19 protein-coding genes, 1 tRNA gene and 1 other RNA gene are annotated in these 25392 nt (G+C 69.1%); 18 read left to right on the top strand and 3 right to left on the bottom strand.

The features are described from left to right. The first annotated feature begins 158 nt into the window (after positions 1-158). Positions 159-737: a DJ-1/PfpI family protein gene (locus J2P76_RS21030; protein ID WP_207409784.1), complete on the top strand. Its 579-nt coding sequence runs from the start codon at positions 159-161 to the stop codon at positions 735-737. Positions 738-928: 191 nt separating this feature from the next. Continuing rightward, on the top strand, positions 929-1309 hold the full coding sequence (locus J2P76_RS21025; RefSeq protein WP_207409783.1) for a ribbon-helix-helix domain-containing protein: 381 nt from the start codon (positions 929-931) through the stop codon (positions 1307-1309). A 13-nt stretch (positions 1310-1322) separates the two neighbouring features. On the opposite strand, the gene pbpG is transcribed toward J2P76_RS21025, so the two are convergent. Both pbpG and J2P76_RS21015 read right to left on the bottom strand, forming a co-directional pair. After that, positions 1323-2501, bottom strand: coding sequence for a D-alanyl-D-alanine endopeptidase (gene pbpG / locus J2P76_RS21020; RefSeq protein ID WP_242697634.1), 1179 nt, complete (start codon positions 2499-2501; stop codon positions 1323-1325). Between the two features lie 166 nt (positions 2502-2667). Then, positions 2668-2742: transfer RNA gene (locus tag J2P76_RS21015), tRNA-Arg, on the bottom strand. A 329-nt stretch (positions 2743-3071) separates the two neighbouring features. Between J2P76_RS21015 and J2P76_RS21010 the strand changes: the two genes are divergently transcribed. From J2P76_RS21010 to J2P76_RS20955, 13 genes are all read left to right on the top strand, one after another. Then, positions 3072-4271 carry an MFS transporter gene (locus J2P76_RS21010; RefSeq protein WP_207409782.1) on the top strand — a complete coding sequence of 400 codons (1200 nt, stop codon included), beginning with the start codon at positions 3072-3074 and terminating at the stop codon, positions 4269-4271. A 3-nt stretch (positions 4272-4274) separates the two neighbouring features. Beyond that, complete coding sequence (locus tag J2P76_RS23770; protein WP_278253194.1) at positions 4275-4409, top strand: hypothetical protein; 135 nt, start codon at positions 4275-4277, stop codon at positions 4407-4409. Between the two features lie 11 nt (positions 4410-4420). Continuing rightward, positions 4421-7099: a PD-(D/E)XK nuclease family protein gene (locus J2P76_RS21005; protein ID WP_207409781.1), complete on the top strand. Its 2679-nt coding sequence runs from the start codon at positions 4421-4423 to the stop codon at positions 7097-7099. Next, entirely contained in the window at positions 7096-10542 is a 3447-nt protein-coding gene (locus J2P76_RS21000) for a UvrD-helicase domain-containing protein (RefSeq protein ID WP_207409780.1), read from the top strand. The genes J2P76_RS21005 and J2P76_RS21000 overlap by 4 nt, the downstream gene beginning before the upstream one ends. 297 nt (positions 10543-10839) lie before the next feature. After that, positions 10840-10937, top strand: an RNA gene (ffs, locus tag J2P76_RS20995) — signal recognition particle sRNA small type. 129 nt (positions 10938-11066) lie between these two features. Then, on the top strand, positions 11067-13121 hold the full coding sequence (locus tag J2P76_RS20990; RefSeq protein ID WP_207409779.1) for a DNA polymerase III subunit gamma/tau: 2055 nt from the start codon (positions 11067-11069) through the stop codon (positions 13119-13121). A 63-nt stretch (positions 13122-13184) separates the two neighbouring features. After that, on the top strand, positions 13185-13511 hold the full coding sequence (locus J2P76_RS20985; protein WP_207409778.1) for a YbaB/EbfC family nucleoid-associated protein: 327 nt from the start codon (positions 13185-13187) through the stop codon (positions 13509-13511). A 19-nt stretch (positions 13512-13530) separates the two neighbouring features. Beyond that, on the top strand, positions 13531-14139 hold the full coding sequence (gene recR, locus J2P76_RS20980; protein WP_207409777.1) for a recombination mediator RecR: 609 nt from the start codon (positions 13531-13533) through the stop codon (positions 14137-14139). Between the two features lie 39 nt (positions 14140-14178). Next, positions 14179-15444, top strand: a complete 1266-nt coding sequence (locus tag J2P76_RS20975) for a CaiB/BaiF CoA transferase family protein (RefSeq protein ID WP_207409776.1) — start codon at positions 14179-14181, stop codon at positions 15442-15444. A 91-nt stretch (positions 15445-15535) separates the two neighbouring features. Beyond that, on the top strand, positions 15536-16576 hold the full coding sequence (locus tag J2P76_RS20970) for an ABC transporter substrate-binding protein (protein WP_207409775.1): 1041 nt from the start codon (positions 15536-15538) through the stop codon (positions 16574-16576). After that, positions 16569-17381 (top strand): ABC transporter ATP-binding protein, encoded by an 813-nt coding sequence (locus J2P76_RS20965; protein ID WP_207409774.1) that lies wholly within the window; start codon positions 16569-16571, stop codon positions 17379-17381. The genes J2P76_RS20970 and J2P76_RS20965 overlap by 8 nt, the downstream gene beginning before the upstream one ends. A gap of 17 nt (positions 17382-17398) precedes the next feature. Next, positions 17399-18193 (top strand): ABC transporter permease, encoded by a 795-nt coding sequence (locus tag J2P76_RS20960; RefSeq protein ID WP_207409773.1) that lies wholly within the window; start codon positions 17399-17401, stop codon positions 18191-18193. Positions 18194-18239: 46 nt separating this feature from the next. Then, the gene (locus J2P76_RS20955) at positions 18240-18767 is read left to right on the top strand and encodes a carboxymuconolactone decarboxylase family protein (protein ID WP_207409772.1); all 528 of its coding nucleotides are present in this window, start codon (positions 18240-18242) and stop codon (positions 18765-18767) included. A gap of 128 nt (positions 18768-18895) precedes the next feature. Here the strand turns inward: J2P76_RS20955 and tal are convergent, their stop codons facing one another. Next, the gene (gene tal, locus J2P76_RS20950) at positions 18896-19855 is read right to left on the bottom strand and encodes a transaldolase (RefSeq protein ID WP_207409771.1); all 960 of its coding nucleotides are present in this window, start codon (positions 19853-19855) and stop codon (positions 18896-18898) included. Positions 19856-20032: 177 nt separating this feature from the next. Here tal and carA point away from each other — a divergent pair, with 177 nt between their 5' ends. From carA to J2P76_RS20935, 3 genes are all read left to right on the top strand, one after another. Beyond that, on the top strand, positions 20033-21187 hold the full coding sequence (carA, locus tag J2P76_RS20945; protein WP_207409770.1) for a glutamine-hydrolyzing carbamoyl-phosphate synthase small subunit: 1155 nt from the start codon (positions 20033-20035) through the stop codon (positions 21185-21187). A gap of 10 nt (positions 21188-21197) precedes the next feature. Beyond that, entirely contained in the window at positions 21198-24440 is a 3243-nt protein-coding gene (carB, locus tag J2P76_RS20940) for a carbamoyl-phosphate synthase large subunit (protein ID WP_207409769.1), read from the top strand. A gap of 192 nt (positions 24441-24632) precedes the next feature. Continuing rightward, positions 24633-25391 carry an SDR family oxidoreductase gene (locus J2P76_RS20935; RefSeq protein WP_207410625.1) on the top strand — a complete coding sequence of 253 codons (759 nt, stop codon included), beginning with the start codon at positions 24633-24635 and terminating at the stop codon, positions 25389-25391. Position 25392 lies beyond the last annotated feature (1 nt).

Below are 25392 nucleotides of genomic sequence, written 5' to 3'. Positions count from 1 at the left end.
CGGCGCCGCTTGCGGTATTCCGTTACCACCCGCGGCGCATCCGCCTGCCGCACAATCCTTGCATACCGGCCGCGATCCGCCCGGGCATGCGGCTTGCCGGGCGCCTGCGCCGGGCCGGCCTGGCCCGGCAGCCGCGCCACGACCACAAGGAGACCGACATGGCCAAAAAACTGCTGATGCTGGTAGGCGATTACGCCGAAGACTACGAGACCATGGTGCCGTTCCAGACGCTGCTGGCGGTGGGGCACACGGTGCACACGGTGTGCCCCGGCAAGAAGTCCGGCGACAGCGTCGCCACCGCCATCCACGATTTCGAAGGCGCGCAAACCTACAGCGAAAAGCGCGGCCACAATTTCGCGCTGAACCACGATTTCGAGCAGGTGGACGCCGACGCCTACGACGGCCTGGTCATTCCGGGCGGACGCGCGCCCGAATACCTGCGCCTGAACGAGCGGGTGCTGGAAATCGTGCGCCAGTTCGACCGCGCGGGCAAGCCCATTGCCGCGGTCTGCCACGGCGCACAGCTGCTGGCCGCCGCCGGCATCCTGAAGGGGCGCACCTGCTCGGCCTATCCGGCCTGCGCGCCCGAGGTGCGGCTGGCCGGCGGCACCTACGCCGAGATCGCCATCGACCAGGCCCACACCGACGGCAACCTGGTCACCGCCCCCGCCTGGCCGGCCCATCCCGCCTGGCTGGCGCAGTTCCTGAAAGTGCTGGGCACCACCATCACGCATTGAAGTGGAACCCACTCCCGGGTTCAGGTGTCTGGCTCCCGCAGGGTGCCAGACACCGAAGTGGGCAGCGGCCATCTCACCATACGGTGTCCGGCACCCCGCGGGAACCAGACGCCTGAACAGCCCGGCCCCGCGCCTTGCTGTTCGCCCCGCATTGGCCGTACATTGAAGCTCGCCTATCCGGAGCCGCCGCCATGTGCGAAATCTTCATCCGCGCCCATCCCGATTCTTATTCATCCGACACCCGCTCGCTGCGCCTGCATGGGGTCGCCACCAGCGTCCGGCTCGAACGCCTGTTCTGGTCGGTGCTGGAAGAAATCGCCGCGCGCGACGGCATGCGCGTCAATCAGCTGATCGAGCGCCTGTACGACGAACTGGTCGAATACCGCGGCGAGGCCGCGAATTTCACATCGTTCCTGCGGGTGTGCTGCCTGCGCTATGAGCTGCTGCAGGCCGATGGCCGCATTCCTACCGACGCGGCGGTGCCGATACGGTCGCTGGATGCCCGCGCGGTGCTGGCGGGGCTGTCGAGCGAACTGCACGATGGCGCGCTGCCGCGCCGCGCGGCCGCCTGAAGCGGCGCGCGCCTTACAGCATGGCCATCGCCACGTCGCTTTGCAGGATGCGCCGCAGGCGCACCGCGTCGCCGATGCGCGACAGCTTGCCCCGCGAGTCCAGCAGCACCATGGCCACGTCGCGGCCGTTGATGCGCGCCAGCATTACCAGGCATTCGCCTGCTTCGTTGATGTAGCCGGTCTTGGATACCTTGATGTCCCAGTCGGGCTTGCGCACCAGCAGGTTGGTATTGCGGAACACCTGCGTGCGGTTGGCGACATCCACTTCGTATTGGTCGTCGGTGGAATAGCGGTGGATCAGCGGGCGCTGCGCCGCCGCGCGCAGCAGGCGCGCCAGGTCGCGCGGCGACGAAACGTTCTCGCTGGACAGGCCGGTGGGCTCGATGAAATGCGTGCTGGACATGCCCAGCGCGCGCGCCTTGCGGTTCATGGCGTCGACGAACGCGGGCAGGCCGCCCGGGTAATTGCGCCCCAGCGCGTGCGCGGCGCGGTTTTCCGATGACATCAGGGCCAGGTGCAGCATGTCGCCGCGGCTCAGGCGCGTGCCCACCACCAGGCGCGACGAGGCGTGCTTCAGGGTGTCGACGTCGTCCTCGGTGATTTCCAGCATCTGGTCCATGGGCTGGTTGGCGTCCACCACCACCAGCGCCGTCATCAGCTTGGAAATCGACGCGATGGGCCGCACCACGTTGTCGTTCTTGGCGAACAGCACGGTCGAGGTTTCCAGGTCTTGCACATAGGCCGTGCTGGAACGCAGCGCTTCGATCTCGGCGCGCACCGACGCTGCCGGCGGCGGCAGGGCCGCGGCGCTGGAGCGGCGCGACTTGCTTCTGGATGCCGTGCGGGTTTTCCGGGATACGGTTTTTTTCTTGGAGGCCGTCTTTTTCGTGACGGTTTTCTTCGAGGCCGATTTCTTGGCGGTGGCCTTGCCCGAGGTCTTGCCTGACGCCTTGGCCGTGGCTTTCTTGCTGGTGCTCTTGCTGGTGCTCTTGCTGGTGGTGCTGCTGGTGGTCTTGGCGGTGGATTGCTTGGCGGCCTTGGCCTTGGCTGCCTTGCAAGCCGCCGACTTGGCGCTGGCCTTGCACGGATCGGTGGACTTGGCCGCCTGTGCCGCATCCGGCAGCAGGGTGCCCAGCGCCAGTGCCAGGGGCACCAGGGCGGTCGCAAGGGCGCGTTTCCAGAAAAAAACCATATGACAGGCAGGGTAAAAAGAGGCGCGCGACCGGGGATGGCCGGGAACGGCTTGAGCGGAGCCGGGAAAAACGAGATGAATTATAGACTTACGTGCAGAATTTAAACAGCTTTTTCAACTGTTGGGCAAGCACGCGATTGCAACAGGGCGGGATGAACAGGCGCGATGGCCTCGCCGGGTGGAATCGAACCACCAATTGACCCTTAGGAGGGGCCGGTTATATCCATTTAACTACGGCGAGAGGAGAAGCCTACCCCCGAAGCGCTACGCGCTTCCCCCCTCAAGGGGGCGACGCTGGCGGACCGGCAAAGCCGGCTCCGCGGCGTCCCCGGTTCACTCGCACCCGTTTTCATTGCGGGCGCGTCCGGTGCTGCGACACACTGATGACAAGATGCATTGTGTGCCACGACGGCAGCCGCGGGGGCTCTTTGCAAGAGCGGAATTCTAGCATCGGCGCGCGCGCGCGTCCGCGCGGCGGGGCGCAGACTTGTATATGATGGCTGCTGTTCCGTCCCCACGCGAACCGCCCCGCGCCGCGCAGGCGCCGATCCCCCTTGCCAGGCAGGCCCGATGTCCGATTCGCCCTCCATTTCGCTGCGTACCGTGCTGCTGGGCACGCTGGTCGTGCTGCTTGCCATGGGCGTGCGCGCCACGTTCGGGCTGTTCATGCAGCCCATGGGCCTGGCCCAGGGCTGGGGGCGCGATGTGTTTTCCATGGCCTTCGCCCTGCAGAACCTGGTGTGGGGCGCGGCCAGCATCCTGATGGGCATGCTGGCCGACCGCTACGGCTCGGGCCGCACCGTGGCGCTGGGCGCGCTGCTGTACGTGGCCGGCATGATCGGCACGCGTTTCGCCACCGATGAATTCAGCCTGTACCTGACGGCCGGCCTGCTGGTGGGGCTGGGCCAGGCGGGCACCACCTTTCCGGTGATCCTGCCCGTGGTGGCGCGTTCGGTGCCGCCGGCCTACCGCAGCACCGCCATGGGCATCGCCAGCGCCGGCGGCTCGCTGGGGCAATTTCTGGTGGTGCCGGCCGGGCAGCTGCTAATCACCGGATTCGACTGGACCGGCGCGCTGTGGGCGCTGTCGCTGCTGGTGGCGGCGGGCGCGCCGCTGGCGTATTTCCTGCGCGGCAAGCCGGACGCCCATGCCGGCGGCCAGTCGCTGTCGGCCGCGGTGCGCCAGGCGATGCGGCACCCTTCGTTCCATTTCCTGTATGGCAGCTATTTCGTCTGCGGGTTCCACACGGCGTTCATCACGCTGCACCTGCCGGCCTTCGTGGTCGATGGCGGGCTGAACGCCAGCCACGGCGCCACGGCCATCGCCCTGATCGGGCTGTGCAACGTGCTGGGCTCGTTCTACGCCGGCAAGCTGGGCGGCCGCCACAGCAAGAAGCTGCTGCTGGCGGGCGTATACGGCCTGCGCGCCTTCGGCATGCTGTTGCTGCTGGCGCTGCCGCTGTCGCCCTGGGTGCTGTATGCGTTCGCCGCCTGGATGGGCCTGTTCTGGCTGGGCACCGTGCCGCTCACGCAGGGCCTGATCGGGCAGATCTACGGCCTGCGCTATGCCGCCACGCTGTCGGGCATCGCCTTCCTGGGCCACCAGGTGGGCAGTTTCATCGGAGTCTGGCTGGGCGGCTATGTGTACGCCAGCACGGGCAATTACGATCTCATGTGGTGGATCGGCGTGGCGCTGGCCGTAGCCGCCGCGCTGCTGTGCCTGCCGGTGCGCGAACAGCCGCTCGAACAGCGCCTGCCGCAAGGGGCCTGAGCCATGGCGCGCCGCACCGTCTGGCGCATCCTGGGCGGCATCGCCCTGGCGGCCGTGCTGGCGCTCGGGTTCCTGGGCTATACCCAGCCCGCGCTGCGCATCAACTGGGAAACCCTGGCCGCCTTGTGCGGGTTCTAAGGCGCAGCGGCATGCCCCAGGCCCCGGATCCGGACTCGCTCATCACGCTGGAACAGGCCGGCCAGCTGCCGGCTGCCCAGACCCTGGTGCTTACAGTAAACAACCGGCTGGCGCGCCGCCTGACGCTGGACCTGGCGGCGCAATTGCGCCGCGAGCGGCAGGTCAGCGAACTGCCGCGCGTGTTGCCGCTGGCGGCCTGGCTGGCCGAGGCGGCGGGCGAACTGGCCTTCGCGCCGGGGGCCGAACTGCCCGCGCACCGGCTCGACAGCTTCGCCACGCAAATGGTGTGGGCCGACGCCATCGGCGAAGAAGAGGCCGGGCGCGTGCTGCTCGACACCGCGCAGGCCGCGGCCCTGGCCATGGACGCCGACACCCTGATGGACGAATGGCGCCTGCGCGTGCCGGACGGCGCCGATACCGACGAATACCGCGGCTTTTCGCGCTGGCGGCGCCGCTACCGCGCACGCCTGGCCGCCATCGACGCCGAAGATGCCAGCCAGGGCTACGCGCGCGTGCTGCGCGCGCTGCAGCAGGGCGAGGTGCCCGCGCCGCGGCACCTGGTGCTGGCCGGGTTCACCGATATCTCGCCGCGCTTCGCCGCCTTGCTCGACGCTTTCCAGCAGGGCGGCGCGGCGCTTGCCTGGCTGGGCGGCACGCTGGGCGAAGCCGCCGCGCCGCAGCGCTACGGCGCCGATGACCGCGGTGCCGAATGGCGCGCCGCCGCCGCCTGGGCGGCGCAGCGGCTGGCCGGGCAGCCGGACGGACGCTTCGCGATCGTGTCGGCGCAGCTGCAGGCCGAATCGCCGTTCGCGCGGCGCGTGGTCGGGCAGGCCCTGGCCGAAGGCGGCCATGCCTTCAACGTGGCGGTGGGGCGGCCGCTGACCGAATGGCCGGCCGTGCGCGCGGCGCTGGCCTGGCTGCACGCCTTGGCCGAGATGGCGCAGGCCGGCGCGGCCGACGCGCCGGTGCTGGGCGCGGCCCTGCTGGCCGGACACTGTGCGGGCGACCGCCGCGACCTGGCCCGCCTGGCGGCCATCGACGCGCGCTGGCGCCGCCAGGCGCGGGCGCGCATCGACGCCGCGCGCTGGCAGCGCGACCTGGCCGACGGCACCGCCATGTCGGCCGCCTGGCCGGCCGCGCTCGAAATCTGGCAACAGGCCGGCGAACGGCTCGGCACCGACCGGTGGATGCCGGTAATCCGCGCCGCGCTGGTGGCGCTGGGTTTTCCCGGCGAGCGGGCGCTGGACAGTGTCGGCTACCAGGTCATGGGCGCGTTCGGCGAGCTGCTGGGCCGCTATGCGGCGCTGGCGCCCGCCGCCGGGCCGCTGGACGGGCGCGGCGCCGTGCGCCTGCTGGCCAGCGCAGCCGCCGCGGCGTCATTCCAGCCGCAGCGCGATCCGCTGGCGCGCCTGGACGTGCTGGGCCTGCTCGAAGCCGAAGGCGGGCACTGGGACGGCATATGGATACTGGGCCTGACCGACGACGTGCTGCCCGCCACCCCGCAACCCAACCCGCTGCTGCCGCTGACGGTGCTGCGCCAGGCCGGGGCGCCGCGCGCCACGCCTGAACGCGAGCGGCAATGGGCCGAAGCGCTGTACGCCGCACTGTGCCGTTGCGCGCCCGAAGTCGTGGTCAGCCATGCCCATCTCGATGGCGAGCGTGAACTGCGGCCGTCGCCGTTGATCGCCGATGTCGCGCCGATGGCATGGCAGGCGCCCGCGGCGGCCGCCGCCGAGGCCTTGCCGCAGCAGGTGCTCGACGACGAACGCGGCCCGCCGCTGCCCCCGCCCGCGCCCGACAGCCCGCGGGCCGGCGCCACCGGCGGCCTGGACGTGCTGGACACCCAGGCGCGCAATCCCCTGTGGGCCTTCGTGCGCCACCGCCTGGGGGGCAGGGCGCTGGCCGACTATGCCGATGCCGCCAACCAGAATGTGCGCGGGCAATTCCTGCACCGCGCGCTCGAACTGGTATGGCGCATGCTGCCCGACCAGGAACAACTGCACGAAGCCATGGCGCAGGCCCGCCTGCCGGCCCTGATCCTGCAGGGGGTGGAACAGGCCGCCCAGGAAGAACTGCAGGCTTATCCGCGCGCGCTGCGCGAACTGGAATGCGAGCGCGCCTGCGCCGTGCTGGCCGACTGGTTCGACCTGGAAGCGCAGCGCCTGCCGTTCCAGGTGGCGCAAGTCGAAGAAACCCATCAGTGGTCGCGCGGGCCGCTGGCGCTGACGGTGCGGCTCGACCGCCTGGACCGCCTGCCCGACGGCCGGGCCGTGATCCTGGACTACAAGACCGGCATGACGCCGGGCAACCCCGAATCCGACTGGGCGCGCGCACGGCCCGTAAACCTGCAGCTGCCGTTCTACGCGGCCGTGCTGTCCGGCGACACGCCCGACGCCGACGTGGCCGCGCTGGTGCTGGCGCAGGTCCATGCGCGCCAGGTTGCCGCGGCCGGTCTCACCGACACCGAACTGGGCCTGGCGGGCGTCACCGCCGCCGACGCCGGCAAGGGCTTCGAAGGCCTGGCATGGCGCGACATTCTGTTGCGCTGGCGCGGCGCGGTCGAGGGCCTGGCCGACGAGTACGCATCGGGCTACGCCGCCAATCTGGCGTATCGCCGCGACGACCTGAAATATTGCGATGCCATGCCGTTCCTGCGGCTGCACCTTGAAGACGAGGACGACGCGGCATGACCGGATCCGCCCGCCAGCCCTCCGACCACCTGGCGCGCACCCGCGCGCTGGACCCGGCCGCCTCGTTCCTGGTGCAGGCGCCGGCCGGTTCGGGCAAGACCGAGTTGCTGACCGACCGCATCCTGGCGCTGCTGGCCACGGTAAGCCGGCCCGAAGAAATCGTGGCCATTACCTTCACCCGCAAGGCCGCGTCGGAAATGCATGCGCGCGTGCTGGGCAAGCTGCGCGACGGCGGCGGCCCCATGCCCGATACCGAGCACGGCCAGCGCAGCTGGCGCCTGGCGCGCGCCGCCCTGGAACGCAACGACGCGCTGGGCTGGAAGCTGCTGCAGCATCCCGCGCGCCTGTCGATCCGCACCATCGACTCGTTCTGCGCGGGCCTGGTGCGCGGCATGCCGTGGCTGTCCGAGCTGGGCGGCATGCCCGACATCGCCGACGACGCGCAGGCCCATTACGATGCGGCGGCGCGCGCCACGCTGGCCCTGGCCGACGATTTCGAGGCGGTGCGCATCCTGCTGGCGCACCTGGATGTCGATACCCAGGCGGCCGCCGAAGCCATTGCCGCCATGCTGGGGCAGCGCGACCAGTGGCTGCCGCTGCTGGCGCGCGGCAGCGACCGCGAGGCCCTGCAGGACGCCCTGGCCGAGGCCATCGGCGAAGACCTGCAGGCGCTGGCGCGCGCCATGCCGATGGGCTGGGACGAAGCCCTGCGCTGGCCGGCGCGCATGGCGGCGGCCGCGCTCGACGAAGACAGCCCGGCCCATGCGCTGGCCGCGCTGCGCGACTGGCACGCGCCGCTCGAACCCGACGCGGCCTGGCTCGATCAGTGGAAGGCCGTGCGCCATCTGCTGCTGACGGCGGCGGGCGGGCTGCGCAGCGCGCGCGGCGTCACCAGGAAGCTGGGTTTCCCGCCCAAGTGCGATCACAAAGAGCCCTTCACCCAGTGGCTGGACGCGGCCGACCCCAAAGCGGCCTGGATCTGGATGCTGGAGGCTGTCGACAAGGTGCCGCCGGCCGAGTTCAGCGAGGCGCAGTGGCGCGTGCTGGGCGCGCAGCTGATGACGCTGAAACTGGCGGTGGCCCAGCTGCACCTGCGTTTCGCCGAAACGCGCGAAGTGGATTTCATCGAGATCGCGCAGCGCGCCGCGCATGCCCTGGGCAGCGCCGACGATCCCGGCGAGCTGCTGCTCAAGCTCGACGCCTCGATCCGCCATTTGCTGATCGACGAATTCCAGGACACCAGCCTCACCCAGATCCACCTGCTGGCCACACTGACCGCCGGCTGGCAGCCGGGAGATGGCCGCACGCTGTTCCTGGTGGGCGACCCCATGCAGTCCATCTACCGGTTCCGCAAGGCCGAGGTGGGGCTGTTCCTGCAGGCCGCCGAACAGGGCGTGGGCGAAATCTCGCCCACCTTCCTGCAGCTTACCGACAATTTCCGTTCGCAGGCCGGCGTGGTGGACTGGGTGAACGCCACCTTCCGCGGCCTGCTGCCGGCGCGCAACGATGCGGCCGCCGGCGCCATCGCCTATACCGATTCAGCAGCGTTCAACCCGGCCATGCCGGGCCAGGCCGTGCGCCTGCACGCCGCTTTCAGCGCCGACGGCGCCGGCGCGGCCGATGCCGCGGCCGAGGCGCTGACGGTGCAATTGGTGCGCCAGGCGCTGGACGAAAGCGACCCCGCCAGCCGTCATCCGGTGGCCATCCTGGTGCGCGCGCGCGGCCACCTGGGCCAGCTGGTGCGCCGGCTGGCCCAGGCGGGCATCCGCTGCCGCGCGGTCGACCTGGTGCCGCTGGCGCAGCGCCACGTGGTGTCCGACTTGGTGCAGCTGTTGCGCGCGCTGTCGCATCCGGCCGACCGCATGGCCTGGCTGTCGGTGCTGCGCGCGCCCTGGTGCGGGCTGACGCTGAATTCCCTGCACACGCTGTTCGGCCACGACCTGGCGACCCCGGTGCCGGTGCTGCTGGCCGAGGCGCTGCGCACGCCGCGCCCGGCGCCCGATGCGGCCGCGCCCGGGCAGAGCCTGTCGCTGTGGGATGCGCCCGCCGCGCAGCCCTGCCGCGCGCAAGCCCTGCTGCCGGCGGCCGAGTACGCGCGCCTGGCCCACGTGGGCCCGATCTTGCTGGATGCGGCCAATGCCAGCGGCGCCATGCCGCTGGCGGCCTGGCTGGAATCGCTGTGGCGCAGGCTGGGCGGGGCGGGCCTGTACGCCAGCCCCAGCGCCGCCGAAGACGCCGAAAGCCTGTTCGTGCTGGTCGAGCGCCTGGCGCCGCACGGCGGCCTCGATCCGGCGCGGCTCGATGCCGCCCTGGCGCGCCTGTATGCCGCGCCCGAAGGCGGCGCCGGCGACGGCGGGGTGGTCGAGATCATGACCATGCACAAGTCCAAGGGCCTGCAGTTCGATACTGTCATTCTGTACGGCCTGCACAAGTCGCCGCGCGCCGAGCGCGCGCCGCTGGTCAGTTTCGAGCAAAGCGGCGAGCGCGTGCTGTTCGGGCCGGTGAAGCCGCGCGCCGACAAAGAGGCCGACCCGGTGTCGCGCTACCTGGGCCTGCGCGAAAAGCGGCGCGCCGCCTATGAAACCGACCGCCTGCTGTACGTGGCCGCCACGCGCGCGCGCCATCGCCTGCACCTGGTGGGCAACGTCGCCGTCGATCGCGCCACCGGCCAGCCCAAGGCGCCGCCCGCGGCCAGCCTGCTGGGACGCCTGTGGGAATGGCTGCCGGCCGACCAGAAAACCCCGCCGCCCGACTGGCAGGACGACACGCCCGCCGACGACGAAACGGCCGGCCAGCTGCGCGGCGAACCGCTGCGGCGATTGTCCGACCAGGCTATCGAAACCCTGCATGCCCGGCGCACCGCCATCGGCAGTCCCGGCTTTGCCGTGGGGGCGGCCATGGGGCAGGGCGCCGAACATCCCGCCTGGCAGCTGGACACCGCGCACGACGCCGCCATCGGCACGCTGGCGCACGCCTGGCTGGCCCGCATCGGCCAGGACGGCCTGCCCGCCTGGCCGGCCGACACGCTGCGCGGCTATCTGCCCGTGATGCAAAAACAGCTGACCCGCGCCGGCCTGCCGGCCGCGCAGGCCCCGGAAGCCGCGCAGGCCGTGCTCGACACGCTGCTGGCCACCCTGGCGCACGAACGCGGCCGCTGGCTGCTGTCGCAGTCGGCCGCCCGGCGCGAATGGCCGCTGATCGACGCCGCCGGCCGCGTGTCGGTCATCGACCTGGCGCTCAGCACCGAAGACGGCTGGCTGATCGTCGACTACAAGACCGCGCGCCCGCGCCCCGGCGAGCCGCCCGCCCATTTCGCCGCCCGCATGCGCGAACGCCACGCCGACCAGCTGGCCCGCTACTGCGCCCAGGTCACCGCGCTGGACAACCGCCCGGCCCGCGCCGCGCTGTACTTCCCGCGCGCCGAACTCTGGATCGACCTCTAGCGGGCCGGCGGTTACCAGGTGGTTTTGCCAGGTGTCTGACTCCCGCAGGGTGTCAGACACCGTACGACTGAGACGACTGCGGCCTACAGCGGTGTCAGGCACCTCGCGGAGCCTGACACCCATCAAAAAAAACAACCAAAAAAGCAAACAAAAGAACCCCATCTCTCACCCAGAGACGCCCCCCTCCCTCCCTCCAGGAGGGAGGGCCAGGGGAGGGAGCCCACATACAGCCCCCCGGGGCCCGCCAATTGAGATTCCAGCAGGCGGCCTTCCAGCCGCTCTGCTAGAATCTCAATTGGCGGGCCCCTTCGCATGGTTCGGCGGTGAACCTGGTCAGGTCGGGAACGAAGCAGCCATAGTCGTTTAGGATCAGTGCCGGAGTAAGGCTCGCCTACCGGTTTCCCCAAGGGGGCGCCGTAATCGGAACGAATTGCCGTGGGTTCATGGCAATTCGCGCCCTGGTTGCGGCGCCCCTTTGCATTTCCGGCGCGCCGGCCGCGCGCAACTGGCTCTACAATCCGTCCATGACTTATCTGGTACTGGCCCGCAAGTGGCGGCCGCGCTCGTTCGATACCCTGGTAGGCCAGGACCACGTGGTGCGCGCGCTGACACACGCGCTCGACTCCCAGCGCCTGCACCACGCCTGGCTCTTCACCGGCACGCGCGGCGTGGGCAAGACCACCCTGTCGCGCATCCTGGCCAAGTCGCTGAACTGCGAAACCGGCATCACTTCCAAGCCTTGCGGCCAATGCCGCGCCTGCACCGAGATCGACGCGGGCCGCTTTGTCGACTACCTGGAACTCGACGCCGCCTCGAACCGCGGCGTCGAAGAAATGACCCAGTTGCTCGAGCAGGCGGTGTACGCGCCCGGGGCGGGCCGCTACAAGGTCTACATGATCGACGAAGTCCACATGCTGACCGGGCACGCGTTCAACGCCATGCTCAAGACGCTCGAAGAGCCGCCGCCGCATGTGAAATTCATCCTGGCCACCACCGATCCGCAGAAAATCCCGGTCACGGTGCTGTCGCGCTGCCTGCAGTTCAACCTGAAGCAGATGCCGCCCGACGCCATCGTCGGCCATCTGCAGGCGGTGCTGGGCGACGAATCCGTGGCCTGCGAACTGCCGGCCCTGCGCCTGATCGCCCAGGCGGCCGGCGGGTCCATGCGCGACGCGCTGTCGCTCACCGACCAGGCCATTGCCTACAGCGCCGGCAACCTTACCGAAGAAGCCGTGCGCGGCATGCTGGGTACCATCGACCAGCGCCACCTGGTGCGCCTGCTCGACGCCCTGCCGGCCGGCGACGCCACCGGCGTGCTGGCCGTGGCCGACGAACTCTCCACGCGCGGGCTGTCGTACGCCGGCGCGCTGGCCGACCTGGCGGTGCTGCTGTCGCGCGTGGCCATCGAGCAGCGCGTGCCGGGCGCCACGCCGGCCGACGACCCGCTGGCCGCCGACATCTCACGCCTGGCCGGCGTGCTGCACCCCGACGCGGTGCAATTGTTCTATTCGGTGGCCGTGCACAGCCGCGGTGAGCTTTCCCTGGCGCCCGACGAATACGCCGGCTTCATCATGGCCTGCCTGCGCATGCTTGCGCTCAGCGGGCAAGCCGGCCCGGCCGCCGCACTGCAGGCCCCCGCGGCCGCCACGCCGCGGCCTGCCGAAGCCGCCGCCGCGCCCGTTGCCGCGGCCGCCGCCCCGGCCCGCCCGGCCGCCGCGCCGCCTGCCCCCGCGCAGCCTCCGCGCGCAGCGGCTGCACCCGCCGCCGCCCCTGCGGCGCCGGACGTCGAGCCTGCTGCTGCGCCCGCCGCGCCAGCCCGGCCCGCCGCATCGCCGCAGCCCGCGGCCGCCGATACGCCGCCCTGGGAAGATCCGCCCGCCGCGCCGGCCGCGGCCGAACCCGCGGCGGCTGCGCCCAAGGCGCCTCCGGCCGCCGCGCTGGCGGTCACGCCGCCCGCCACGCTGGCCAAGGCGCCGCCCCCTCAGGCCGACGGCGAGCCGCCGGCCTGGGTCGATGAAGACATTCCCGACGAAGCGCAGGGCGGCTACCTGCCCGCCGCCGAATTCACCGCCGACCCTGACGACGAATTCGAAACCCTGGCCACCGAAGTCTCCGCCGCCGAACTGGCGCCCGCGCCCCGTCCCCAGGCGGCGCCGCGCCGGGCCCGGCAGGCCGCGCCGCGCCTCGACAACATGTCGGCGGCCGAATGGCCGGGGCTGGCCGCGCGCCTGCCCGTCACCGGGCTGGCCGCCGAACTGGCGCGCCAGAGCGAATGGGCCGGCGTGCAGGGCGATGCCGTGGTGTTGCGGGTGGCCGTCAAAACCCTGGCCGAAAGCGAAAGCCGGGTGCGCCTGCAGACGGTACTGTGCGAACATTTCGGGCAGGGCCTGCGCCTGGAAATCGAAGTCGGCGCCACCGGCGACGCCACCGCGCACGCGGTGGCCCAGATCGAGCGCGCCGCGCGCCAGCAGGCCGCCGAAGACGCCGTGGCCGCCGATCCCTTCGTGCAGGCGCTGCGGGCCGATTTCGGCGGCCGGGTGGTGCCGGGCTCGGTGCGCGCCGTCGACCCCGCCGCGTAAGCGGCCCGGGGCCGCTATTGCGAGTTCCGCGAAAATTTCCCTCTATCCAAGGAAGCTTCCATCATGATGAAAGGACAACTTGCCGGTCTGATGCGCCAGGCGCAGCAGATGCAGGAAAACATGAAAAAGGCCCAGGACGCCCTGGCCGAGATCATCGTCGACGGCGAGTCCGGCGGCGGCCTGGTCAAGGTTTCCATGTCCTGCCGCCACGACGTCAAGCGCGTGGCCATCGATCCCAGCCTGCTGACCGATGACAAAGACATGCTCGAAGACCTGGTGGCGGCGGCCTTCAACGACGCGCTGCGCAAGGCCGAAGCCACCGCCCAGGAAAAAATGGCCGGCGTCACGGCCGGCATGCCGATTCCGCCGGGCATGAAGCTGCCCTTCTGATCCGCCGGCCGCCGCTGCGATGGACCCCCAACTGCCCGAACCCGAACCGCTCGTCTCGCTGATCGAGGCGCTGCGCCGCCTGCCCGGGGTGGGCGTACGTTCGGCCCGGCGCATGGCCTACCACCTGCTGCAGCACGACCTGCAGGGGGCCGACATGCTGGGCCGCGCGCTGGCGGGCGCCGTGCACAACCTGCGCCATTGCGCGCGCTGCAACAGCTTCACCGAAGACGAAGTCTGCGCCACCTGCGCCAATCCCAAGCGCGATCCGTCGCTGCTGTGCATCGTCGAAACGCCGGCCGACCAGAACATGATCGAGGCCAGCCACGGCTACCGCGGCCTGTACTATGTGCTGATGGGCCGGGTGGCCCCGCTCGAGGGCATCGGCCCGCGCGAGCTCGACTTCCAGCGCCTGCTCGAGCGCGCCTCCGACGGCGTGGTGCAGGAAGTGATCCTGGCCACCAACTTTACGGCCGAGGGCGAGACCACCGCGCACTTCCTGGGCGAAGTCCTGGCGGGCAAGGGCCTGAAGGTCACGCGCCTGGCGCGCGGCGTGCCGGCCGGTGGCGAGCTCGAATACGTCGATGCCGGCACCATCGCCTGGGCCCTGATGGAACGCAAGTCCGCCTAGGGCAGCCGGCGCCCGGGCCAGACCACAAAGGAGACCCCCATGTCCGCGCTCAAGGGCGTCAAAGTCCTGGAACTGGGCACGCTGATCGCCGGGCCGTTCGCCGCCCGCATGCTGGGCGAGTTCGGCGCCGATGTCATCAAGGTCGAAACCCCGCACGGCCCCGACGGCTCGGGCGGGGGCGACCCCATCCGCAGCTGGCGCTACCTGCATGAAGGCAATTCGCTGTGGTGGACGGTGCAGGCCCGCAACAAGCAGTCCATCGCGCTCAACCTGAAAGACCCGCGCGGACGCGAGATCGCGCGCCGCCTGGCGCTGGACGCCGACATCATCATCGAGAACTACCGTCCCGGCGTGCTCGAAAAATGGGACCTGGGCTACGAACAGCTGCGCGCCGCCAACCCGGCGCTGATCATGGTGCGCCTGTCCGGCTATGGGCAGACCGGGCCCATGCGCGACGCGCCCGGGTTCGGCGCCATCGCCGAGTCCATGGGCGGGCTGCGCTACGTTTCCGGCCACCCCGACCGGCCGCCGGTGCGCGTGGGCATTTCGGTGGGCGACTCGATCGCGGCGCTGCACGCGGTCATCGGCGCCATGATGGCGCTGCGCCACCGCGATGCCACCGGCGGGCGCTGGAACGGCAAGGCCGGCGCCGACTGCGTGGCCGGGCAGGGCCAGATGGTCGACGTGGCCCTGTACGAATCGGTGTTCAACCTGATGGAAAGCCTGGTGCCCGAATACGACGTGGCCGGCGTGGTGCGCGAACGCACCGGCGGCGCGCTGCCGGGCATCGTGCCGTCCAACACCTACACCACCCGCGACGGCCAGAACGTGGTCATTGCCGGCAACGGCGACGCCATTTTCAACCGCCTGATGCGCGCCATCGGCCGCGACGATCTGGCCCAGGACCCGCAACTGGCCCGCAACGACGGGCGCGCCCGGCGGGCCGACGAAATCGACGGCGCCATCCAGCGCTGGTGCGACACGCGCACCATCGACCAGGCCCTGGAGGCCCTGCGCCGCGCCGACGTGCCGGTGGGCAAGATCTACAGCGTGGCCGACATGTTCGCCGACCCGCAGTTCATCGCGCGCGGCATGATCGAGCAGCATCGCTTCCCCGACGGCGCCCCGGTCAAGCTGCCGGCCGTGGTGCCGCGCCTGTCCGAAACACCCGGAGGCACCCGCTGGCTGGGCCCGCGCCTAGGGGAACATACCGAAGAAGTCCTGAAAACGCTGGGGTATGATGCTGCGGCGATCGCAGAACTGGCCGAGGCCGGCGCAATCGGCGTCCCGCCGCCCGCCGCCTGACCCGCCAGCCAGCGCTTCCATAAAGCCAAGATGACGGCCTGCCGGGCCGCAATGCAGACACAGGCCGCACTGGCGGCAAAGGAGACCCTCAATGTCAGTCACTCGTCGTGAGTTGCTCAAGCTGGCCGGCGCCGCCGGCGCGATGGGCATGGCGCCCGCCATCGTGCGGGCCCAGAAGCTGGAAAAGAAAAGCGTGCAGATCGCCGTGGGCGGCAAGGCCCTCATCTACTACCTGCCGCTGACCATCGCCGAGGTCAAGGGCTTCTTCAAGGATGAAGGGCTGGACGTCAGCATTGCCGACTTCGCCGGCGGCTCCAAGGCCCTGCAGGCCGTGGTGGGCGGCAGCGCCGACGTGGTCTCGGGCGCCTTCGAGCACACCCTGCACATGCAGTCCAAGGGCCAGTTCTACCGCGCCTTCGTGCTGCAGGGCCGCGCGCCCATGATCGGCGTGGGCGTCTCGAAGAAGAACATGCCCGGCTACAAGAGCCCGGCCGACCTGAAAGGCAAGAAAATCGGCGTTACCGCGCCGGGCTCGTCCACCAACATGGTGGTCAGCTTCTTCCTGGCCAAGCACGGCCTGAAAGACAGCGACGTGTCCTTCATCGGCGTGGGCGCCGGCGCCGGCGCGGTCACCGCGCTGCGCAGCGGCCAGATCGACGCCATTTCCAACACCGACCCGGTGGTCTCGATGCTGGCCATGCCGGGCGACATCGACATCATCGTCGACACCCGCACCCTGAAAGACACCCGGGAAATCTTCGGCGGCAACATGCCGGCCGGCAGCCTGTACGCGCCCCAGGCCTTCCTGGACGCCAATCCCAACACGGCGCAGGCGCTCACCAACGCCATCGTGCGCGCCGACAAATGGATCCAGAAGGCCGGCGCCGAAGAAATCGCCAAGGCGGTGCCCACCCAGTACCTGCTGGGCGACCCGGCCGTCTACAAGGCCGCCATCGCCAAGAGCATGGAAGGTCTGTCGCCCGACGGCGTCATCCCCGAAGACGGCGCGGCCACCGCCGCCAAGGCGCTGGCCGCCTACGTCAAGGGTTTCGACGCTGCCAAGATCGACACCTCCAAGGTCTGGACCAACGAGTTCACCCGCCGTGCCAACCAGAAATATCCCAATGGCTGAAGCAGCACTTTCGCTCGATAGCATTACCTGCACTTTCGTGTCCCGCGACGGCGGGGGCAAGCGCTACACCGCCGTCCAGGACACCAGCCTGGCCATCGCGCCGGGCGAATTCGTTTCGGTGGTCGGTCCCACGGGCTGCGGCAAATCCACGCTGCTGAACGTGGGCGCCGGCCTGCTGGCGCCGTCGTCGGGGCAGGTAAAGGTGTTCGGCCAGCCGCTGTCGGGCATCAACACCCGGGCCGGCTACATGTTCCAGGGTGAAGCGCTGCTGCCGTGGCGCAGCGCCCTGGAAAACGTCATCGCCGGCCTGGAGTTCGCCGGCGTGGCGCGCCCCGAGGCGCTCGCGCGCGGCCGCGAATGGCTGCGCCGCGTGGGCCTGGGCGGTTTCGAAGAACGCTATCCGCACCAGATGTCGGGCGGCATGCGCAAGCGCGCCATGCTGGCGCAGACGCTCATCCGCGACCCCGACATCATCCTGATGGACGAGCCGTTCTCGGCGCTGGACATCCAGACGCGCCAGCTGATGGAAAACGAAGTGCTCGAACTCTGGATGGCCAAGCGCAAGGCCGTGCTGTTCATCACGCACGACCTGGACGAAGCCATTGCCATGAGCGACCGGGTGGTGGTGCTGTCGGCCGGCCCGGGCACCCACCCCATCGGCGAGTTCGCCATCGACCTGCCGCGCCCGCGCGACGTCGCCGAAGTGCGCACCCATCCGCGCTTCGTCGAATTGCACGCGGCCATCTGGGGCGTGCTGCGCGAAGAAGTGCTCAAGGGCTATGCCCAGCAAAAAACAGCCTCCTGAGGCGGTTCGGATCTGATATGTCGAAATTCATCAAACCCGGTTCAGCCAGCCTGCGGTTCTGGCAGCTGCTGTTGCTGGCGGCCATCCTGGTCATCTGGTATGTCGTGTCGCTCGATCCCAAGGTCGCCTTCTTCTTCGGCCAGCCGCTCGAAGTGTGGGGCCGCATCTGGGCCTGGTTCATCACCAACGGCGACATCTACCGCCACTTGTGGGTGACCCTGGCCGAGACCGTGCTGGCGTTTTTCATCGGCACCGTGTCGGGGCTGGGCTTCGGCCTGTGGCTGGGCCTGTCCAGCACGGCCAGCGCCATTCTCGACCCCTACATCAAGGCGGCCAATTCCATGCCGCGCGTCATCCTGGCGCCCATTTTCGGCATGTGGTTCGGCCTGGGCATCTGGTCCAAGGTGGCGCTGGCGGTCACGCTGGTGTTCTTCATCGTGTTCTTCAACGTCTACCAGGGCGTGCGCGAAGTCAGCCCCACCTTGCTCGACAACGCCCGCATGCTGGGCGCGGGCCGGCGCCAGCTGCTGCGCCACGTGTACTTGCCTTCGGCCACCAGCTGGGTGTTCTCCAGCCTGCATACCTCGGTGGGCCTGGCCTTCGTGGGGGCCGTGGTGGGCGAATACCTGGGCTCGGCCAGCGGCGTCGGCTACCTGATCCTGCAGGCCGAAGGCACCTTCGACGTCAACACCGTGTTCGCCGGCATCGTGGTGCTGACCGCGTTCGCGCTGCTGCTCGACTACATCGTGGGCCTGGGCGAGCAGCGCCTGATGAAATGGCAGCCCAAATCGGGCGAAACCGAAAAAATCTGAACCCGCGCGGCCCGGCCGGGGCCGCCCCTTTTCCGGAGTTAGCCGCATGGCGCGCCTGTCTTATGCTGACCTGAACCATCCCGATGCCAAGCCGCTGGTCGATCGCATCGTTGCCGAGCGCGGCAGCGTGCTGCACCTGTACCAGATGCTGCTGCACAGCCCCGCCGTGGCCGGCGGCTGGCTGAACTACCTGACGTCCATCCGCCAGCTCAGCACGCTGCCGGGCGACCTGCGCGAACTGGTCATCATGCGGGTGGCGGCGATCAACGGCGCGCCCTACGAAGCCGACCAGCACGCGCCCATCGCCCTGCGCGAAGGCATCACCCAGGCCCAGCTCGATGCGCTGGGCCAATGGAAGTCGTCGGACCAGTTCAGCGCCAGCGAACGTGCGGTACTGGCCTATACCGACGCCATGACGCGCCAGATCCAGGTGCCCCAGCCGGTGTTCGACGCCGCCCGCCAGGCCGTCGGCAGCGACAAGCTGATGGTCGAGCTCACCGCCACGGTGGCGGCCTACAACATGGTGTCGCGCTTCCTGGAAGCGCTGCAGGTGCACTCGCACGACGAGCGCTGAGCCTAGGCACAGGTGTCTGGCTCCGCGGGTGCCAGACACCGAAGTGTGGCAGGCTGTCTCGACAGCACGGTGTCAGGCACCCTGCGGGAGCCTGACACCTTGTATCCTGGCGCCCGCGCAGCTTGCCGCTATCGAGCCGGCGCCCCGCCCAGCAAGGCATCCAGCTTCACCGCATCCGCCGAAAACAGCCGGATGCCTTCGGCCAGTTTTTCCGTGGCCATGGCGTTGGCGTTCAGTTCGCTGCGAAACCACACTTCGTCGGCCGGGCGCCGCGCCGGCGTTTCGCCCGCATCGCCATCGCGCGCCAGGCGCGCCGGCACGTCGCCCGGCATGCCGTCGAGTTCGGCCAGCAGTTCGGGGCTGATGGTCAGCAGGTCGCAGCCCGCCAGCGCCAGGATCTGGCCTTTGTTGCGGAAGCTGGCGCCCATGATCTCGGTCGTGATGCCGTGCCGCTTGTAGTAGCGGTAGATCTCGGTCACCGACTGCACGCCCGGATCGTTGGCGCCGGCACGATCGGCCTCTACCCAGTCGGCGCCGGCCGCTTTCTTGTACCAGTCGTAGATGCGGCCCACGAAGGGCGAAATCAATTGCACGCCGGCATCGGCGCAGGCCACGGCCTGGGGCAGCGAGAACAGCAGAGTCAGGTTGCAGCGGATGCCGTCGGCCTGCAGCAGGCGGGCCGCCTGGATGCCTTCCCAGGTCGAGGCCGTCTTGATCAGCACCCGTTCGCGCGGAATGCCGGCTGCTTCGTACAGGGCGATCAGGCCGCGGCCGCGCTCGACCGTGGCGCGCGTGTCGAAAGACAGGCGCGCGTCGACTTCGGTGGATACCCGGCCCGGCACAATGTTCAGGATCTCGCGGCCGAACGCCACCAGCAGCCGGTCGGTCAGTTCGGCCAGGGGCGCGCCGCGGTGGTCGTGCACGACCTGGTCCAGCAACGGCCGGTAGGCGTCTTTCTGCACCGCTTTCAGGATCAGCGAGGGGTTGGTCGTGGCGTCGGTGGGGCGCAGCGCCCGCATGGCTTCGAAATCGCCGGTATCGGCGACGACGGTCGTGTGGCGGCGCAGGGCTTCAAGCTGGCTGGACATGGGGACAGATCAACTGGGGCGAAAGTTGGCGAAAAGGGTAGGGTATCACTACGCATGGGCCGCTTTTGACACGGAAATCTCCGCGCCCAGCCTTATACGGCGCGGTTCCCCGGGGAAAATGCCCTTCCAGGGTATAATTCCAAGGTTTGATCATCGATTCTGAAACCGGGGTTTACTGTGCTGCCGCAACTTTTTCCCGAGGGCGCCGATCGCTTCCCTCCTGCAATTCTGGCTTTGGCGGACGGTACCATTTTCCGGGGCGTGTCCATCGGCGCGCCAGGCCATACGGTCGCCGAGGTGGTGTTCAACACCGCCATGACCGGCTACCAGGAAATCCTCACCGATCCCAGCTATAACGGCCAGATCGTAACGCTTACCTATCCGCATATCGGCAATACCGGCGTCAATACCGAAGACGTCGAAACCGCGCGCGTGCTGGCCTCGGGCCTGGTGGTGCGCGACTGCCCCTCGCGTGTGTCGAACTTCCGCGCCACCCAGTCGCTGCCCGAATACCTGGCCGCGCAGGGCGTGGTGGCCATCGCCGACGTCGACACCCGCAAGCTCACCCGCATCCTGCGCGACGGCGGCGCCCAGGGCGCCTGCATCCTGGTGGGCGACGACGCCGAGCGCGCCGTCGAACTGGCGCGCGGCTACGCCGGCATGAACGGCCTCGACCTCGCCAAGGTGGTGTCCATCAAGGCCCCGCAAGACTGGTCCCAGGGCACCTGGCAGCTGGGCCAGGGCTTCGGCTCGCCCGAGCAGGGCCGCTTCCATGTGGTCGCCTACGACTTCGGCGTCAAGTACAACATCCTGCGCCTGATGGCCGACCGCGGCTGCCGCATCACGCTGGTGCCGGCCCAGACCTCGGCCGAAGACGTGCTCAAGCTCGATCCCGACGGCGTGTTCCTGGCCAACGGTCCGGGCGACCCCGAACCCTGCGACTACGCCATCGCCGCCACGCGGGTGTTCCTCGAGCGCAAGCTGCCCACGTTCGGCATCTGCCTGGGCCATCAGATCATGGGCCTGGCCGTCGGCGGCAAGACCGTCAAGATGAAAACCGGCCACCACGGCGCCAACCACCCCGTGCAAGACCTCGATTCCAAGCGCGTGTTCATCACCAGCCAGAACCACGGCTTCGGCGTCGACGCGGCCACGCTGCCGGCCAATGCGCGGGTCACGCACGTATCGTTGTTCGACGGCACGCTGCAGGGCTTCGAGCTCACCGACCGTCCCGCCTTCTGCTTCCAGGGCCATCCCGAAGCCAGCCCGGGCCCGCACGACATCATCGTGCTGTTCGACAAATTCATCAGCCTGATGGCCGGCCAGAAATAAATATCGCATCATGCCCAAGCGTACAGACCTAAAAAGCATCCTCATCATCGGCGCCGGCCCCATCATCATCGGGCAGGCCTGCGAGTTCGACTATTCCGGCGCGCAGGCGTGCAAGGCGCTCAAGGCCGAGGGTTACCGCACCATCCTGGTCAACAGCAACCCGGCCACCATCATGACCGACCCGGAAACGGCCGATGTCACCTACATCGAGCCCATTACCTGGCAGGCGGTCGAAAAAATCATCGAACGCGAAAAGCCCGACGCGCTGCTGCCCACCATGGGCGGGCAAACGGCGCTGAACTGCGCCCTCGATCTGGCCCACCAGGGCGTGCTGGCCAAGCACAACGTCGAGCTCATCGGCGCCAACGAGCACGCCATCGAAAAGGCCGAAGACCGCCAGAAGTTCAAGCAGGCTATGACCGACATCGGCCTCGAATCGGCCAAGTCGGGCGTCGCCCACAGCATGGACGAAGCCTGGGAAGTGCAGCGCCGCATCGCCGCCGAAACCGGCACCTCGGGCTTTCCGGCGGTCATCCGCCCCAGCTTCACCATGGGCGGCTCGGGCGGCGGCATCGCCTATAACGCCGAAGAATTCGAAACCATCTGCCGGCGCGGCCTGGAAGCCTCGCCCACCAGCGAGCTGCTCATCGAAGAATCGCTGCTGGGCTGGAAAGAATTCGAGATGGAAGTCGTGCGCGACAAGGCCGACAACTGCATCATCGTGTGCTCCATCGAAAACCTCGACCCCATGGGGGTGCACACCGGCGATTCCATCACTGTCGCGCCAGCCCAGACGCTGACCGACAAGGAATACCAGATCATGCGCAACGCCTCCATCGCGGTGCTGCGCGAGATCGGCGTCGACACCGGCGGTTCCAACGTGCAGTTCGCGGTCAACCCCGACAACGGCCGCATGATCGTCATCGAGATGAACCCGCGCGTGTCGCGTTCGTCGGCGCTGGCGTCCAAGGCCACCGGCTTTCCCATCGCCAAGGTCGCCGCGCGCCTGGCCGTGGGCTACACGCTCGACGAACTGCGCAATGAAATCACCGGCGGCGCCACGCCGGCCTCGTTCGAGCCGTCCATCGACTACGTGGTCACCAAGGTGCCGCGTTTCGCGTTCGAGAAATTCCCGCAGGCCGATGCCCGCCTCACCACGCAGATGAAGTCGGTGGGCGAAGTCATGGCCATCGGCCGCACCTTCAAGGAATCGTTCCAGAAGGCCCTGCGCGGCCTCGAAGTGGGCGTCGACGGCCTCAACCAGAAAACCACCGACCGCGAAAAACTGCAGGTCGAACTGGGCGAGCCCGGCCCCGAGCGCATCTGGTACGTGGGCGACGCCTTCGCGCAGGGCTTCAGCCTCGACGAAGTCCACAACATCACGCGCATCGACCCCTGGTTCCTGGCGCAAATCAAGGAAATCGTCGACATCGAGCTCGCGCTCGAACAGAAAACCCTGGCCGACCTCGACTACCCCACGCTGTGGCAGCTCAAGCGCATGGGGTTCTCCGACCGCCGCCTGGCGTTCCTGCTCGATTCGTCCGAATCCGAAGTCCGCAAGCTGCGCCACCAGCTCAACGTGCGCCCGGTGTACAAGCGCGTCGATACCTGCGCCGCCGAATTCGCCACCCGCACCGCGTACATGTACTCCACGTACGAAGACGAGTGCGAAGCCCAGCCCACCGACCGCAAGAAAATCGTCGTGCTGGGCGGCGGGCCCAACCGCATCGGCCAGGGCATCGAGTTCGACTACTGCTGCGTGCACGCGGCGCTGGCGCTGCGCGAAGACGGCTACGAGACCATCATGGTCAACTGCAATCCGGAAACCGTCTCCACCGACTACGACACCTCCGACCGCCTGTACTTCGAGCCGCTGACGCTCGAAGACGTGCTGGAAATCGTGCACAAAGAAAACCCGGTGGGCATGATCGTCCAGTACGGCGGCCAGACCCCGCTGAAGCTGGCGCGCGCGCTCGAAGCCAACGGCGTGCCCATCATCGGCACCAGCCCCGAATCCATCGACGTGGCCGAAGACCGCGAGCGCTTCCAGAAGCTGCTCAACAAGCTCGGCCTGCGCCAGCCGCCCAACCGCACCGCGCGCACCGAAGGCGAGGCCCTGGCGCACGCCACCGACATCGGCTACCCGCTGGTGGTGCGCCCCAGCTACGTGCTGGGCGGCCGCGCCATGGAAATCGTGCACGAACAGCAAGACCTCGAACGCTACATGCGCGAGGCCGTGAAGGTCAGCAACGATTCTCCCGTGCTGCTCGACCGCTTCCTGAACAACGCCACCGAGGTCGACGTCGACTGCCTGGCCGACGGCGAAACCGTGTTCATCGGCGGCGTCATGGAACACATCGAGCAGGCCGGCGTGCACTCGGGCGACTCGGCCTGCAGCCTGCCGCCGTACTCGCTGTCGGCCGAAGTCATCGCCGAGATCAAGCGCCAGACCACCATGATGGCGCGCGCCCTGAACGTCAACGGCCTGATGAACGTGCAGTTCGCTATCCAGGGCGGCGACGTCTACGTGCTGGAAGTCAACCCGCGCGCCTCGCGCACGGTGCCCTACGTGTCCAAGGCCACCGGCCTGCAGCTGGCCAAGATCGCCGCGCGCGCCATGGCCGGCCGCACCCTGGCCGCGCAGGGCGTCACCCGCGAAGTGGTGCCGCCGTATTTCTCGGTGAAAGAGGCCGTGTTCCCGTTCGTGAAGTTCCCGGGCGTGGACACCATCCTGGGCCCCGAAATGAAATCCACCGGCGAAGTCATGGGCGTGGGCAACAGCTTCGGCGAAGCCTTCGTCAAGTCGCAGCTGGCCGCCGGCGTGCGCCTGCCCGAAAACGGCACCGCCTTCATCAGCGTGAAAGACCAGGACAAGCCCCGCGCCGTCGAAGTGGCGCGCGGCCTGCACAACCTGGGCTTCAAGCTGGTGGCCACGCGCGGCACCGCCACGCAGATCGAGGCCTCGGGCATTCCGGTGCAGGTGGTCAACAAGGTCACCGAAGGCCGTCCGCACATCGTCGACATGGTCAAGAACGGCGAGATCTCGCTGGTGATCAACACCGTCGAAGAACGCCGCAACGCCATCGCCGACTCGCGCACCATCCGCACGCAGGCGCTGGCGGCCCGTGTCACCTTCTTTACCACCATCGCCGGCGCGCGCGCCGCGGTAGAAGGCATGCAATACCTGCGCCAGGGCCTGGGCCTGCAGGTGTATCCGCTGCAAGAACTGCACGCCAGCCTGGCTCAGCAGTAGGCCTCTCATGGCCAGGTGTCAGGCTCCCGAAGGGTGCCTGACACCGTAGAATTGAGACAGTCTTTGCCCACTTCGGTGTCTGACACCCGCGTTGCGGGAGTCAGACACCTGGCACAGACCCAGCCGCAACCCCCAGGCCCTATCATGCAAGCCATCACGGCCCATTCCGCGGGCCGGCACCATGAAACCGCCATGACCTCTGTTTTCATTACCGGCGCTTCCAGCGGCCTGGGCCGCGCCCTGGCCTGGCGCTATGCCCGCTCGGGGGCCCGGCTGGGGCTGGTGGCGCGCCGCGGCGAAGCCCTGCGCGCCCTGGCCGACGAGCTGCCCGGCGCGCATCACTGCTATGCGCTGGACGTGCGCGACCGCGCCGCGCTGCATGCCGCGGCCGGCGATTTCCTGGCGCACAGCCAGGGCAGGGTGGACGTGGTCATCGCCAGCGCCGGCATCAGCGCCGGCACCCTGACCGAGCACGCCGAAGACTTCGAGGTATTCAAGGCCATCGTCGATACCAACCTGCTGGCCACCGTGGCCACCTTCGAGCCGTTCATCGAACCCATGCGGCAGGCGCGCGCCGGCCGCCTGGTAGGCATCGCCAGCGTGGCCGGCATCCGCGGCCTGCCCGGCGCGGGCGCCTACAGCGCCTCGAAAGCCGCGGTGATCAGCTATTGCGAAAGCCTGCGCCTGGAACTGGCCGGCGCCGGCATCGGGGTGGTCACGATCGCTCCCGGCTACATCAAGACGGCGATGACGGCGGGCAACCCGTATTCGATGCCGTTCCTGATGGAAGCCGACGCCTTCGCGGCCAGGGCCCAGGCGGCGATCGAACGCGGGGTTTCGTATACCGTCATTCCGTGGCAGATGGGCATCGTGGCGCGGCTGATGCGCCTGCTGCCCAATGCGGTCTATGACCGGGCGGCCCGCAATGCGCCGCGCAAGCCGCGCCGCTGAC

Source organism: Bordetella petrii, assembly GCF_017356245.1.
Taxonomy (GTDB): domain Bacteria; phylum Pseudomonadota; class Gammaproteobacteria; order Burkholderiales; family Burkholderiaceae_B; genus Bordetella_A; species Bordetella_A petrii_D.
This window is presented reverse-complemented; position numbering and strand designations above follow the sequence as displayed.